The sequence below is a fragment of the Bacillus sp. N1(2025) genome (assembly GCF_053470005.1).
Map to the genome: position 1 here is coordinate 186315 of NZ_JBLTJB010000004.1, position 15240 is coordinate 201554.

Genomic DNA, 15240 nt, shown 5'->3' on the forward strand with positions numbered 1-15240 from the left:
CCTTATTTGCGTAACTTAGGATCCAGCGCGTCTCTTAACCCATCGCCGACAACGTTAAAGCCGAACATCGCCAGGCAGATAAAGCCGGCAGGGAAGAACAGACGCCAAGGGTAATAGGTTAATGCAGGCAATCCGTCTGAGGCCATCGTTCCCCAGCTCGCAAGCGGCGCAGGTACGCCGAGGCCCAAATAACTTAAAAACGCTTCTGTAAAAATCGCCGTCGGAACCGTCAGTGTCATCGTTACGAGGATAGAGCCCATCGCGTTCGGGACGATATGCTTAAACAAAAGCCGGCCGGTTTTGGCGCCGAGTGTCTGTGAAGCAAGCACATACTCCTGATTCTTTAATTGCAGCACCTGTCCGCGGACGATTCTCGCCATATTGATCCAGCCCGTGATTGTCATGGCGACGATAATGGTGAGCAATCCTTTCGGCAGGACAACCATCAGCAAAATAACCATTAATAATGAAGGAACAGCCCACAGAATGTCGGCGATGCGCATCATCACTTCATCTGTGCGTCCGCCGCGGAATCCGGAAATGCTGCCCCAGATTACGCCGATTAATAAATCAAGCACGGCAGCTGCGACACCGATAAAGATGGAAATCCGCGCGCCCACCCATGTCCGGACGAATATATCCCTTCCAAGGTCATCCGTGCCGAACCAATGATCTTTCGACGGCGCTTTATCCGCATTTAATAGATTGGTAGTCGCATAATCATACCTTGAAAAGACAGGCGCAAAAATCGCCATCAGAATAATAAGAACGATCAGTACGAACCCGACCATCGCAAGCTTATTGCTGCGGAAGCGGAGCATGGCGTCTTTCCAGAGGGAAAGGCTTTTTTTATTTATTTTTTCGGCATCGCCGGCATTAGCTGAAGCTGGTTCAAACATATTTTTAGGAATGTTCTGCATGGTCTAGGCTCCTTTCTTTGCTTTGGAAAGCTTGATTCTCGGATCGATTAATCCGTACAGCACGTCTACAATTAATACGCATAAAAGCAGGAGCACGCTGAAGAACACGGTAACTCCCATAATGACCGTATAATCACGGTTTGTAATGCTGTTTACAAAATGCGCGCCTAAACCGGGAATTCCGAAAATGGATTCAATGATGAAACTTCCCGTTAAAATGGATGCCGCCATCGGCCCCATATATGTCACGACCGGCAAAAGCGCGTTTCGAAGCGCATGGCGCACGGTGACTGACGGACGGGAAAGTCCTTTAGCTTTTGCAGTCCGTATGTAATCGCTGTTTAACACTTCAATCATGCTTGAACGGGAGAGTCTGGCAATGAACGCCATCGGCATGGAAGCGAGCGCAATAGAGGGCAGAAAGGTGTATGCCCAGGATTCCCACCCTGCGACCGGGAACAGTTCTAATTTAATTGAGAAAATATATTGCAAAATCGTCGCCAATATAAAGCTCGGAACTGAGATCCCAAAGATCGTTAAAATCGCAATGGTATAATCCTGCCATTTATTATGGTACAGGGCAGCAAGCACCCCGAAAAGCACACCGAACGCTAAAGCGAGGAGAATAGCTTCTGCACCGAGAGTGAATGAGACGGGGAAGCCTGAATTGATTAAATCATTAACACTTTGGCCTTTATATTTAAAAGAAGGTCCGAAGTCCCACATCGCCACAGATTTTAAGTAGCTGACATATTGAACGAAAAGAGGCTTGTCCAAGCCATAGTGTTCGTTTAAGTTTGCCTCAATTTCAGGCGGCAGCTTTCTTTCGCCGGAAAATGGTCCGCCCGGCGCTGCCTGCATTAAGAAGAATGTGGCGGTCACAATCACAAACAATGTGATGATCATGTAAATGAATCGTTTACCGATATATTTCAGCAAGGTGAACACCTCCATGTTTTTTACAATTTTATACGTAATCAGTAAGAAAGGTATATGGGGACATCCTCCCCATATACCTTGGGTCTTTTGTTTTCAGAACCATCTTTTATTCAAAAGAAGCGTTTCTGAAGTAAACTTCGCCTGTTCCGGTCAAGATTACATTTTTGAGGTTTTTATCCTGCACCCAAGGATCCGTATAGAAATAAACTGGCGCGACCGGCATTGCGTCAATAAAGATCTTTTCTGCTTTTTTCAGCTCTTCGATACGTTTATCCGGATCCGTTTCAAGCTGAGATTGGTTCAGCAGCTTTTTAAACTCAGGATCTTCCCATCCGGTATCATTGTTTCCGCCTTCTTTATCACGGAACAATTCAAGGAAGTTGATCGGATCGTTGAAATCGCCGAGCCAGCCCATACGTCCGATTTGGTAGTTCTGGCTGTGCAGCTTGTCGATGTAAACATTCCATTCGGAGTTATCAAGCTCAACTTTGACGCCTAAGTTCTTTTTCCACATTTCCTGTACGGCCTGTGCGATTTTCGCATGCGCGTCATCCGTATTGTAGGACAGTTTGATCGCCGGAAGGTCAGAGGCATTCTTGACGCCTAATTCCTTCAGTCCTTTATTTAAGAATTCTTTAGCTGATTTGACGTCATTGTCTTTGAAATAACCTTTTGTGTTATCCTTGAATCCCTTCATTGACGGCGGCACCGCAGCCATGGCCGGGATTTGTTCGCCCTGCGTTACATTTTTCACGATGGACGAGCGGTCGATCGCATAAGCAAGGGCTTTACGGATGTTCACATTGTTCAGCGGTTTCTCTTCTGTGTTGAATTTGTACCAATACACGCCTGCGATCGGTTCAACGTGAAGAGATCCGTCTTTTTTCAATGTCGGCAGAGATTCAGTCGGAAGCTGGCCGAGCGGCATTCCTGCCCAGTCAAGCTCACCGGCCTGGAATTTTTTCAGTTCGGTGTTGTTATTGTTAATCATCACCATGTTGATTTTCTTCAATTTCACAGCGTCTTTATCCCAATATTGATCGTTCTTTTCGAGCGTGATGGAACCGCTGTGTTTCCAAGCCGTCATTTTGAACGGGCCGTTTGACACATAATTTTCGCCCGCGTTTGTGTTCCAGTTTTTATGTTTTTCCGCAATTTTCTTGTTGACCGGCATATACGTATAGAATGAAGTTAATTGCGTGAAATAAGGTGTCGGGTTATTCAGTTCAACCTTTAATGTTTTGTCATTTACGGCTTTTACGCCTACATCATCAATCTTGCCTTTTCCTGTATTGGCAGCTTCAGCGCCTTTGATGTAGTAGAGCTGATAAGCGTATTGTGATTCGTTGTTCGGGTCAAGCGCCCATTTCCACGCATATTCAAAATCCTGCGCCGTCACAGGGTCGCCGTTAGACCATTTCGCACCGTCACGAATCGTAAATGTATAGGTCTTTCCGTCTTTGCTTGTTTCAATTTTAGATGCCATTCCTTCTTCAGGCTCACCTTTGGAGTTTACGCGTGTCAATCCTTCAAAAGTCTGTCGGATTACGCCTCCTGACACGGAATCATTCGCTAAACCCGGATGCAGTGAGAACGGCTCAGTTTTAATATTGATATTAAGTGAAGTCTGCCCTTTGGTGTCTTTTTTACCGCCGCCTGATCCGCCGCTGAATCCGCCGCACGCACTTAATACAAGCGAGAAGATAAGCATCAAACCTACAATAGACCAACGCTTTTTCATGCACTAACCCCCTAATCAAATTTTTCAGCCTTTACTACTAAATACTCAGAAATATCAGACAAAATAACTTAATATTTTTCTAAACTTTAATTGTGTTCCGTCTTTTCTGATTATTTTATGTAAAGAAGCTGTAACAATAGAGTGAACAAGTTCATTATAATGAAATGAATAATTTATTGCAATACTATTTTCTCAATTTAAAATATTTAAATTTGGTCAGTTTTTCTGTCAAAAAGGTGATACACTTCTATAGTTTAAAGCATGACCTAACTAAATTTTTTTATTGCAATTTCCAGTTCATATTGCTTTTTACATATAATATTCGTTATACGAAATGTTGATATACGTTATCATTTAAGCATTTTCAGTTCTTTTTGAGGATTTTCAGCCCTTTAGCAAACTGGAAATAATCTTGTATTCCTCTGATGACATTTGGCTATAATTGATTTATAATAGATCAATCAAATACATTTGTTGTGATTGCGATGATGAAGAGTAGTACACATTTTCATCCGTTTGAAGAGAGTCTGCGGTGCTGGGAGCAGGTAACGGGCGATGTGGAATGGACTTCTGAGCAGCTGACCGAACGTTAGTAGGCCCAGCCGGAGCAGCCTCCGTTACCAACGTCTCGAGCGATTCCATTGTAATGGAATAATCAGGGTGGCACCACGGTTCATTCGTCCCTTTTTTCTACGGGAAGAATGGGCTTTTTTTTATTATGTTTTAAGAAATGAGGTAAGAAATATGAAGAAAACGATTTTTTCAGGCATTCAGCCGAGCGGTTCCGTTACCCTCGGCAACTATATCGGCGCAATGAAGCAATTTGTCGATTTGCAGCATGACTACAACGGCTACTTCTGCATTGTCGATCAGCATGCGATTACGGTTCCGCAGGATCGGCTTGAACTGCGGAAGAACATTCGCAATCTCGCGGCCCTTTACGTGGCCGTCGGACTCGATCCTGAGAAAGCGACCCTCTTTATCCAGTCGGAGGTTCCCGCTCATGCCCAGGCGGGGTGGATGCTCCAATGCGTCGCATATATCGGCGAGCTTGAGCGGATGACGCAATTTAAGGATAAGTCAAAGGGCAAAGAAGCCGTCGTGTCCGGACTGTTAACCTATCCGCCGCTGATGGCCGGCGATATTTTACTGTACGGAACGGATCTTGTTCCGGTCGGAGAAGACCAAAAACAGCACCTTGAACTGACCCGCAACCTGGCGGAACGCTTCAATAAAAAATATAATGACATCTTCACGATTCCTGAGGTGAAAATTCCTGAATCAGGCGCGCGCATCATGTCACTGGCTGATCCGCTCAAAAAAATGAGCAAATCAGATCCGAACCAAAAGGCATACATCACGCTGCTTGATGAGCCGAAGCAGCTCGAAAAGAAAATCAAGAGCGCCGTGACTGATTCTGAAGGCATTGTAAAGTATGATAAAGAAAACAAACCGGGCGTTTCTAATCTTTTGACGATCTATTCTATTTTAGGAAACACATCAATTGAAGATTTAGAGGCTAAATATGAAGGCAAAGGGTACGGTGAATTCAAAAGCGATTTAGCCGAAGTCGTTATCGGCGCATTGACACCGATCCAAGAACGCTACCGTGAATTAATTGAGAGCGACGAGCTTGACCGCATTCTCGACGAAGGAGCGGCGCGCGCAAACAAAACGGCCGGCAAAATGGTGAAAAAAATGGAAAATGCCATGGGTCTCGGACGGAAAAGAAGATAAAGAAAAGAGGCGGGAGAATCCCCGCCTCTTTTTTAGTTCACTTTTGATTCCTGCTCCATTTCCCAAAGCTTTTCGAAAAACGGCTGCCCTTTAATCAAATTTTCACAGAACGCAAGATGTTTATCTGACCAGCCTTCAATTGTTTCATTGTAAAGCATGTCCCAAATCTCTTCAAAGCTCATCCGTTTGATCTGCTCATACATATGCGGATTCCATTCCGTGTACCAATACACAATTTCCGCACGGTTTTTCAGCCCTTTCAGCTGGTCGAGCGCCATAAACATCAGCTGCTTGATCTGCCGCTCTTTTCTCGTCAGCCCTCTGACATGCTCCGGCGCTAATGACAAAATGTGATATTCCTTTGAAGACTCCAATTGCGCCGGCTCAAATTGAAACGATTCCGGTTCTACATCCTTTACCATTTCATAAACAAGCTGCTCCTGTCTCGGAATCAGGCGGCTCTTTCTGACCGGAATGGTATATCCGATCGTATCCACGGCAATGATGCCGATCCCGTCTGTCACGACAAAACAATACTCCAGCTTTGTCCGCTCATGATTTTTTCGCACGTATGACTTTTGGTGGACTTGGTCAAGCAGCTCTTTCGGAAGCTCTGATAAGTCGTTTTCTATGTAATGAAATAATACCGACGGCACTCTGAGCAGCGGCGTCTGATCCAAAAGCTCAACCGTGTCTTCCTTCCGCCATTCGTGAAAATGGCATACATTGTAGCCGTTCTCTTCCCCTTCAAACCAATTGACCCATACATCATGAAGAAATAACATATTCGACCCCTCACTTTATAAAAACTGTTGTCCACAGTATAGGCAAGGGATAGATAAATTATTCCATTTCAATATGAGATTTCCGCATTACGGAGCTGGATTTCCGACTGCATCGCAACAAAAAAATCTCCCGTTCCGTCCGGGAGATCATTTCACATTTTTCGGATCAAGCGCATCACGCAGCCCGTCTCCGACAAAGTTGAAGCACAATACGGTAAGAAGAATGAACAGTCCCGGAAATAACGGGTACCACCAAGCCTGAATCATAATCGTAAAGTTCTGTGCATCCTGAAGCATATTGCCCCAGCTTGCGATCGGCGGCTGAATCCCGAAACCGAGATAACTTAATGTAGATTCCGCCAAAATAACCGTTCCCACCTTTAATGTCGCTGAGACAATGATCGGTCCGAGCGCATTCGGCAATATATGAGAAAAGATGATGTGATGATTTTTTGTACCGATCGTCTTTGCAGCTAATACAAACTCTCTGGAACGAAGCGATAAAAATTCCCCCCGGACAAGGCGTGCCGTTGTTGTCCAGCCTGTAAGGGAGAAAATTAAAATTAATTTATCCATTCCGGGCTGAAAAATCGTAACAAGTGTAATAAGCAAAAATATATCAGGTATGGATAATACGATATCAACGGTTCTCATGAGAACGGCATCGACAATCCCTTTAAAATATCCGGCAACGGCTCCGACAACTGTCCCGATTGTAATCGCGCCGATCACAGAAGCGAATCCGACAAGCAAGGAGACGCGCGCCCCGTACAGAACCCTCGTAAAGATGTCTCTTCCGAATTTATCAGTTCCCATTAGATGTTTTAAGCTCGGCGGCTTCAAACGATTGACAAGAGATTGACTCTCCGGAGAGTAAGGAGCGATTACCGAAGCGAATAAGGCTGACAAGATGATGATGGTTAATATAACGGCTCCGATTACAGCTAGTTTATTTTGAAAGAACTTTTCGAAAAAAATCTTCGTCATTGTTTCCGGTTTGGATTGAATATTTTCCTTTAATTTTACTTCGTTGGGGGGTGTGCCGGTATTGGGCTGTAACATTTGACCTCTCACCTCTCTTTGTTAATATTCAATGCGGGGATCAACCAGCGCATATAAGATGTCCGCAATTAAATTCCCCACTACAACCAAAACAGCTGAAATGACCGTCATGGCCATGATAACCGGATAATCCCGCGAAAAGGCTGAATCAATAAACAATTTGCCGAGGCCCGGCCAAGTGAAAATCTGTTCTACCACTACCGCTCCCCCGATAAATGACGGTATCATCAGACCAAAAATAGTGATGACAGGAAGAAGTCCGTTTCTCAAACCGTGTTTAAAAATCACTTTATTATCTCGGAATCCTTTCGCACGCGCCGTTCGTATATAATCCTGTTTTAACACATCCAGCATACTGGATCTTGTGTATCTCGTTATCCCTGCCATGTCTGCCGTGGCGAGCACAAAAGCAGGCAGAATCAAGTGATGCAATCGGTCAAATATGTTAAAGTCAGCATTTAAAGTGCTTACTCCGCCAGTGGGAAACCACCCCAGATTTACAGATAAAACCATGATAAAAATCAAACCGAACCAAAAATTCGGTATGGCAAGCCCTAAAAATGAAGTAACAGTTATCCCGTAATCCAATTTTGAATAAGGACGTTTCGCTGACAGAACACCAAATGGAATAGAAATAAGAAGAGCGACAAGGGTTGAGAAAAGCATAAGCACAATCGTATTCGGTAAGCGGGATAAGATAAGTTCAGAAACTGGAGTGCCTTTCTTGACGATAGAAGTCCCGAAATCCCCTTGCAGCATATTCCCCAGCCATTTCACATATTGAACAGGTTCCGGATCATTCAACCCGTATTTTTCAATGAATTTCGCCCTGTCCGCTTGACTGATTGTAGGGTCCATCATAAGTGACATCGGGTCTCCCGGCGCTGCTTTCATGATGGCAAACGACAAAATTGTAATGCCTAAGAGAATCGGCAAGGACATTAATGTTCGCCGTAAAATATATGTAACCATGTTCTTGTCCCCTTTTTAAATAGGATAAGAGAGGAAAGGAACCTCCTTCCCTCTCCAGGGCTTTTGCTATTTTTGATCCAGCCACCATTTTTCGATATTGTACAAGTCATTTTTAGGGTGGAATACATAGCCTTGTAAATTATTCGGCATCGCTCTGTGGTAATTGTAATAGAATAAGAAGCTGTACGGCTGATCTTCAGCAATCAATTTGTATATCTCTTCATATTTCTTTTGGTATTCTTTTCTGTCAGTAATTGACTTCGCTTCTTCAAGCAGCTTGTCGACTTTCGGGTTTTTATACCAGATATTATTCAGCCCGTTTTTCGATTGGCTTGAATGGAAGATAGAGAATTGATCCGGGAACGTTGCAAGACTCCATCCGAGAAGAAGAGCGTCATAATCCCAATTAGGGGCACTTGTCTGTTCGATTAACGCACTGAATTCAACAATTCGCGGTTTAGCCTCGATTCCCACTTCTTTTAATTGCTGCTGAACGACAACAGCTAAATCTTCACGAATTTTATTGCCTTGATTCGTTTTAATTTCAAATGAGAATTTTTTCCCGTCTTTATCAAGGTAGCCGTCACCGTCATGGTCTTCCCATCCGGCTTCTTTTAGCAGCTGCTTTGCTTTTTTCGGATTATAATCAAATGTCGGCACTTTAGACTTCGGATAATTCCATGACAGCGGACTCTCAGGAACATCCGCTACCTTACCGTCTCCGTTCAGCACTTGATCCACCATTGCCTGCCTGTCAAGAGCGTAAGTCAATGCCTGACGCACTTTTTTGTCCTTAAAGATCTCTTTTTTCTCATTCCAGCCGATATAGCTGTAGTTTAAGCCAAGGTCAGATTTGACCTTCACGTTTCCAAACGTTTTAACCGTATCAAAATCTGTGCCCGGCACAACGAAGAAATCAATATCCCCCGCTTTTAACTGAGCCACAGCAGCGTTAGAATCAGGTATTGTTTTTACTGTCACTGTATTAAGGTAAGGTCTGCCGCCAAAGTAATCATCATTTGCTTCCAGTTTGACATACTCGCCCTTTTTCCACTCAACAAACTTAAACGGACCGGAACCGATTGGATTTTTACGGTTAAATTCATTCTCTCCCAGATCTGCAACCGGCACCTTACCCAATATATGTTTAGGCAAAATGCCGTAACTGTCGAGAACGACATTATAGAAATAGGCATCTTTTTTCTTCATTTTAAACTGAATTTCATATTTCCCTTTTTTCGTTACGGATTTAAGGGACTCAAAACCCGAGCCACGCTCACCGTTGTAATCTTTGTTAAGAGGGATGCTGTAGGTGAAAACAACATCATCGGCCGTCAGCTCTTTTCCATCATGGAATTTAACGCCTTTTTTCAGTTTTACATCATACGTTAATCCCCCGTCAGCTTCTGTTACTTTTTCAGCCAGCGACGGCTTGACGTTTAATTTCTCATCAGTTTCCAATAATGTGCTGTAAAGCATTCCTTCAATATCAGAACTTGCAACATCGGTAGAATAAAGTGGATTAAAAAGTGTGGGTTCCCCGGTTGACCCGACAACCAAATCTCCGCCTTTTTGCGGTTTTCCTGCCGGTTTGGATTCGGTGCTTGTGGATTTTGAACCGGAGCAGGCTGACAGGAAGATGGCGAGCGCCATAAAAACACTTAGCATCATCAGTGCGCTTTTACGTAATTTCATATCAATTCCCCCTTTGTGATATATATGCAGCAAACTGGTTATGTAATCCGGCATACCCCCTCTCGATGCTTGTCATTTCAGGCATATAAATGGCAGGCGACGTAATGGCCGGGAGCGGCTTCTTCAAATGCCGGGATTTGTTCCTTGCAGATCGGTTTGGCCATCGGGCACCGCGTGTGGAACACGCAGCCTTTCGGCGGATTTGCCGGGCTTGGCAGTTCTCCTTTCAGGATGATTCGTTCCCGCTTGACGGCGTCTTTTTTTCTCGTGACGGGCACTGAAGACAAAAGCGCCTGCGTATAAGGGTGAAGCGGATTGCCGTACAGCTCGTGTTTTTCAGTCAGCTCCATCATTTTTCCCAGATACATGACGCCGACTCTGTCGCTGATATGGCGGACAACACTCAAATCATGAGAAATAAACAAATAGGTCAGGTTGAATTCTTCCTGCAGTTCTTCCATCAGATTGATGACCTGGGCCTGAATGGAGACATCGAGTGCGGAAACGGGTTCATCCGCAATAATCAGCTCGGGATTCAATGTCAGAGCCCGCGCAATCCCGATCCGCTGGCGCTGCCCCCCGGAAAATTCGTGCGGATAGCGGTTTGCAAAGCTCGGATGAAGGCCGACTTTCGCCAGCAGCTCCTCCACTCGCTCGTTCCGCTCGCTCATGCTGTACATATGGTGAGTCTGGAACGGTTCTTTAATAATGGAACGCAGCGTTTTCCTCGGGTTAAGGGATGCGAAGGGATCTTGGAAGACCATCTGGATGTTTTTGCGGACGCTTTTTCTCAGCTTTTCTTCAGATAAGCCGGAAATATCCTGCCCCTTAAAAAGAATCCGGCCGTCTGTCGGCTTGTATAAACGGATCATCGTCCTTCCCGCCGTTGATTTGCCGCATCCTGATTCACCGACGATGCCGAGCGTCTCCCCGCGCTTCAGTGAAAAAGAAACACCGTCAACAGCCTTTATATCACCGACTTTCCTTTGAAAAAAACCGGAGCGGATCGGGAAATATTTTTTTACGTCTTTCAGCTCTAAAATCGTTTCTTGGCCTGCAGCTGTCATTTTGATTGGGCACCCTCTTCCTCATATAAAAAACATCTTACAGAACGGCCGCTTTCATGCGTTATCAGCTCCGGCTGCCCTGTTTTGCATTTGTCCATCGCTTTTGAACACCTCGGGGCGAATCGGCAGCCTTCCGGAAGATTATCCGGTGTCGGGACACTGCCTTTGATCGCTTTTAATGTATCAATCTCTCCATCTATCACCGGTATGGAGTTTAACAGCCCTTCGGTATACGGATGAAGAGGGTTTAAAAATAAGTCCTCCACACTCGCGCTCTCTACGACTTGTCCGCAGTACATCACGATCACCCTGTCGGCGGCTTCGGAAACCACACCTAAATCGTGAGTGATCAGCAGAATGGAAGTATCGAATTTTTTGCAGAGGTCTTTCATCAGCTCCAATACTTGGGCTTGTATCGTCACATCAAGCGCCGTCGTCGGCTCATCAGCGATCAGAAGCTTCGGATTGCAGCTGAGCGCGATGGCGATCATCACCCTCTGTCTCATCCCTCCGGAAAGACGGTGCGGATATTCTTTCATCACTTGTTCCGCTCTGGAGAATCCGACGAGTTCCAGAAGCTCAACGGCTTTTTTGGACGCTTCTCTTTTATTCATTTTTTTATGGTATTCAAGCACTTCGGTAATTTGTTCGCCGATGGTCAGCACCGGATTCAGGGAAGTCATGGGCTCCTGAAAGATCATAGAGACGTCATTTCCGCGGATTTTGCAATATTCGTTTTCGGTGAAGGAGGCCAGGTCTCTGCCTTCAAGCTTAATCGAGCCGTCCATAATTTTTCCGCCCGAGCCTTGGACAAGTCCCATAATAGAAAGCGAGGTGATGCTTTTGCCCGAGCCGGATTCTCCTACAAGAGCGACGGTTTCGCCTTTATTAATGTGAAAATCAACCCCGTCGACTGCGGGGATCGGCTGTTTCTTTCTGAAAAAATAGGTCTTTAAATTATTCACTTCTAATAGTGTGCTCATGATACGCCCCTTTCTCATTCCGCTGAAGCAGAGGGAAACATACGTTTCGCTATCACAAAATATAGAATAGTCGAAAAATTTTATAGTTGTATATTATTACATCATTATTACAAAAGCAAGAATTTTTTAGGATAAATGTAATATCCTTAAATAATTTCCATTCTTTTAATCTATTAAAGCGTTGCCTCCAGAAAGGTTTTTGAAGGGATGGCCAATGCTTCTTTTACTGTTTTTTGATGGTCGGTTAAATATTTTTTTACTATATTGAATCCGACGGCATAGCCGAGCATTGAGGGGAAGTATCCTTTTCCGTATAACAGCTGGGAAAACATTCTGCTGTCTCTCGTTAAGCGGAGGTTCGGCTTGACTCTTTTTTCAAACAGAAAATCAAGCTGCTCAGGCGTATAGTAGGACGTCCATTCCGCCGTAAGACTTGAGCCAAACCGCTCATATACAGCATATTCTGCCAGCCCCTCCATCATGATTGTATCAAGAAATGTCTCATCTTTTTCGTCCTTTGTCACATGTTCTAACCGGCAGACGTGATTATATTCATGTGTCATAAGGGCGGATACAGCTGAATTGGAACTATCCGACGATAGAAAGAGGAACATTTTGTCCCGAAAGGCCAGACCGGATTTTGATCCGAATTCCTGACGGATTTTCCGGTTTCGTTCATCGACGGGCAAAACTACGATCGGCACGTCCGACCCGTTCCACTTCTCCTTTAAATAGGCTTCCTCCTTTTGAATATGGCTGTAGCATCCTTTTTCTTTCAGCCGTTTACTGGTCCTAACGCCGTCCTTCAGATGGCGGAACATGCCGTGGTTTTGCAGCATCCCGAGTATCGGCTTCCACTCTTTCTTATCGGCCCCTGAAAAAAGCGGCAAAAGATGCGGGGCCAGATCATTTACGGATGCCGCCTTTTCCATCCATTGATATGTCTGCTTGACGCTCATACCGGTTCGCCTCCTCTTGTTGTTATCATATGCACGCACAAAAAACCGGCCACCTTTTTCAGGCAGCCGGTCAAAAACTGTATTATTGATATTTTTTAAAGATCAAAGTGGCATTATGTCCGCCGAAGCCGAGCGAGTTGCTGAGAACGACGTTGACATCCTGCTCGCGCGCTTTGTCCGATACATAATCTAAATCACACTCTTCATCAGGTGTTTCGATGTTAATCGTCGGCGGGATAATGCTGTCTTTAATGGCCATGACGGAGAAGATTGCTTCAATTCCTCCGGCAGCGCCTAACAAATGACCCGTCATTGATTTTGTCGAACTGACGGCAAGCTTGTACGCATGATCACCGAAAACGGTCTTAATGGCTTTTGTCTCGTATTTATCATTGTAGTACGTGCTTGTGCCGTGAGCGTTGATGTAATCAATTTCTTCAGGCTTGATGCCCGCATCTTTGATTGCTTCCTGCATCGCTCTCGCACCGCCTTCCCCATCTTGGGCAGGCGCGGTAATGTGGTAGGCATCACCCGTTGAGCCGTAGCCGACAATTTCCCCGTAGATTTTCGCACCGCGGGCAAGCGCATGCTCAAGCTCTTCAAGCACGACGATCCCCGCGCCTTCTCCCATGACAAAGCCGTCACGGTTTTTATCAAACGGGCGGCTTGCCGTTTTCGGATCAGGATTTGTAGAAAGGGCTTTGTTTGCACTGAAGCCCGCAAATGACATTCTTGTCAGCGGCGCTTCCGTTCCGCCCGTAATCATCGCATCGGCATCGCCGCGTTGAATGACTTTAAACGCGTCACCGATAGAGTTCGTTCCCGTGGCACATGCCGTCACCGTACAAGAGTTGACTCCTTTTGCTCCGAGAGCGATTGAGATTTGGCCTGTCGCCATATCAGGAATCATCATCGGAACAAAGAACGGGCTGACCCTTCTCGGCCCTTTTGTCAGGAAGATTTCGAATTGGGATTCAAGCGTTTCAAGACCGCCGATTCCGGACCCGACCCAAACGCCGACTCTCGGCGCGATCTCGTCTGTGATGTTCAGACCGGCATCTTGAACGGCCATTTTCGCGGCTACGACAGCGTATTGCGTGAAGCGGTCCATTTTTCGCGCTTCTTTTTTATCCATGTAATTTTCAATATTGAAATCTTTCAGTTCAGCAGCTACTTTCGCCGGATACTCGTCCGATTCCACACGTGTGATCGGTCCGATTCCGGATACGCCGCCGATTGCATTTTTCCAGCTTGTTTCGGCGTCGTTGCCAAGCGGAGACAGGGCTCCAAGCCCTGTAACGACTACTCTTTTTTTACTCATCTTGTGTGCACCTCACCTTTTTTTATCGTCCCCAGCGTATTGCTATGGCGCCCCATGTCAATCCTCCGCCGAAACCGACCATGACGATGACGTCGCCGTCTTTAATTTTGCCTGCTTCCAGTTCCTCTACTAATGAAATCGGAATGGATGCTGCGGATGTGTTTCCATATTTATGGACTGTTTTAGACATCTTTTCAACCGGAAGCTCCAAACGTTCCCGTGCCGCTTCCATGATGCGGATGTTTGCCTGATGCGGAATCAAAAAGTCTACGTCCTCTTTGGAGAGGCCGGCTTTTTCAATGACATTTACACTCGATTCACCCATTTGCCGGACGGCGAATTTGAATACTTCTCTTCCATGCATGATTGTATGCCCTTTTTCATCTAAGTACAAGTGCTGACCGCCTGTACCGTCTGCTCCGAGCTCAAATGACAGTATGCCTCTGTCGTCGCTGACCGGTCCGATGACCGCCGCTCCGGCTCCGTCTCCGAACAGCACAGCCGTATTGCGGTCGTCCCAGTCGGTAATGCTTGAGAGCTTTTCCACGCCGACCACGAGGACATGTTTGTATGTTTGCGATTCAATGAATTGTTTGGCGGTTACGATACCGTACATAAAACCCGCACATGCGGCGCTGATATCCATCGCGCACGCTTTTTTGGCCCCGAGCTTCTCTTGTATCATACAGGAAACGGTAGGGAAGGACTGGTCAGGAGTAACCGTCGCCACGAGGATCATATCAAGCTCCTCAGCGGAAATACCGGCCTGATCAAGCGCTTTTTGCGCAGCCTCAGCGGCCATGCCGGATGAATACATATCTTCCGCGGCGATTCTTCTTTCTTCTATACCTGTTCTCGTACGAATCCACTCGTCCGATGTATCTACCATTTGTTCAAGATCATGATTTGTCAGCACTTTTTCCGGGATGTAACGGCCGACGCCAAGAATTCCAGCTTTCATTGGAAAGACTCCTTTTTTATAATGAATTTAAAACTAATTAGTTATGATCAATTATTAGTATCAGGTACTAATTCTACCCTATTTTTTTTCTGTTGGCA

At 45.5% G+C, this 15240-nt stretch carries 13 protein-coding genes and 1 other annotated feature; of the genes, 1 reads left to right on the forward strand and 12 read right to left on the reverse strand.

Translation table 11 applies throughout. The features are described from left to right. Window positions 1–2: 2 nt before the first annotated feature. The 3 genes from oppC to ACNFN4_RS11340 form a co-directional block, all read right to left on the reverse strand. Complete coding sequence (oppC, locus tag ACNFN4_RS11330; RefSeq protein ID WP_007409113.1) at window positions 3–920, reverse strand: oligopeptide ABC transporter permease OppC; 918 nt, start codon at window positions 918–920, stop codon at window positions 3–5. A 3-nt stretch (window positions 921–923) separates the two neighbouring features. Then, window positions 924–1859 carry an ABC transporter permease gene (locus ACNFN4_RS11335; RefSeq protein WP_003155043.1) on the reverse strand — a complete coding sequence of 312 codons (936 nt, stop codon included), beginning with the start codon at window positions 1857–1859 and terminating at the stop codon, window positions 924–926. A 106-nt stretch (window positions 1860–1965) separates the two neighbouring features. Beyond that, a complete protein-coding gene (locus ACNFN4_RS11340) occupies window positions 1966–3600 on the reverse strand; it encodes a peptide ABC transporter substrate-binding protein (RefSeq protein ID WP_022553558.1) in 1635 nt (544 codons plus the stop codon). Between the two features lie 476 nt (window positions 3601–4076). Beyond that, window positions 4077–4288: a binding site (T-box leader), on the forward strand. Between the two features lie 56 nt (window positions 4289–4344). Between ACNFN4_RS11340 and trpS the strand changes: the two genes are divergently transcribed. Further along, window positions 4345–5337: a tryptophan--tRNA ligase gene (trpS, locus tag ACNFN4_RS11345; protein WP_014417415.1), complete on the forward strand. Its 993-nt coding sequence runs from the start codon at window positions 4345–4347 to the stop codon at window positions 5335–5337. Window positions 5338–5369: 32 nt separating this feature from the next. Here the strand turns inward: trpS and ACNFN4_RS11350 are convergent, their stop codons facing one another. The 9 genes from ACNFN4_RS11350 to ACNFN4_RS11390 form a co-directional block, all read right to left on the reverse strand. Further along, the gene (locus tag ACNFN4_RS11350) at window positions 5370–6122 is read right to left on the reverse strand and encodes a YjbA family protein (protein WP_007409116.1); all 753 of its coding nucleotides are present in this window, start codon (window positions 6120–6122) and stop codon (window positions 5370–5372) included. A 147-nt stretch (window positions 6123–6269) separates the two neighbouring features. Continuing rightward, window positions 6270–7184 carry an oligopeptide ABC transporter permease gene (gene opp4C / locus ACNFN4_RS11355; protein ID WP_017417449.1) on the reverse strand — a complete coding sequence of 305 codons (915 nt, stop codon included), beginning with the start codon at window positions 7182–7184 and terminating at the stop codon, window positions 6270–6272. 21 nt (window positions 7185–7205) lie between these two features. After that, window positions 7206–8156, reverse strand: coding sequence for an ABC transporter permease (locus ACNFN4_RS11360; protein ID WP_448200183.1), 951 nt, complete (start codon window positions 8154–8156; stop codon window positions 7206–7208). A gap of 66 nt (window positions 8157–8222) precedes the next feature. After that, complete coding sequence (locus tag ACNFN4_RS11365; RefSeq protein ID WP_038461778.1) at window positions 8223–9851, reverse strand: peptide-binding protein; 1629 nt, start codon at window positions 9849–9851, stop codon at window positions 8223–8225. 77 nt (window positions 9852–9928) lie between these two features. Continuing rightward, entirely contained in the window at window positions 9929–10918 is a 990-nt protein-coding gene (locus ACNFN4_RS11370) for an ABC transporter ATP-binding protein (protein WP_014417412.1), read from the reverse strand. After that, window positions 10915–11901 (reverse strand): ABC transporter ATP-binding protein, encoded by a 987-nt coding sequence (locus tag ACNFN4_RS11375; protein ID WP_025284553.1) that lies wholly within the window; start codon window positions 11899–11901, stop codon window positions 10915–10917. The genes ACNFN4_RS11370 and ACNFN4_RS11375 overlap by 4 nt, the downstream gene beginning before the upstream one ends. A 173-nt stretch (window positions 11902–12074) precedes the next feature. Further along, the gene (locus ACNFN4_RS11380) at window positions 12075–12860 is read right to left on the reverse strand and encodes a DUF2268 domain-containing protein (protein ID WP_103527003.1); all 786 of its coding nucleotides are present in this window, start codon (window positions 12858–12860) and stop codon (window positions 12075–12077) included. Window positions 12861–12942: 82 nt separating this feature from the next. Then, on the reverse strand, window positions 12943–14181 hold the full coding sequence (gene fabF / locus ACNFN4_RS11385) for a beta-ketoacyl-ACP synthase II (protein WP_448200184.1): 1239 nt from the start codon (window positions 14179–14181) through the stop codon (window positions 12943–12945). A 22-nt stretch (window positions 14182–14203) separates the two neighbouring features. Then, window positions 14204–15142, reverse strand: coding sequence for a beta-ketoacyl-ACP synthase III (locus tag ACNFN4_RS11390; protein ID WP_007409122.1), 939 nt, complete (start codon window positions 15140–15142; stop codon window positions 14204–14206). Window positions 15143–15240: the final 98 nt, after the last annotated feature.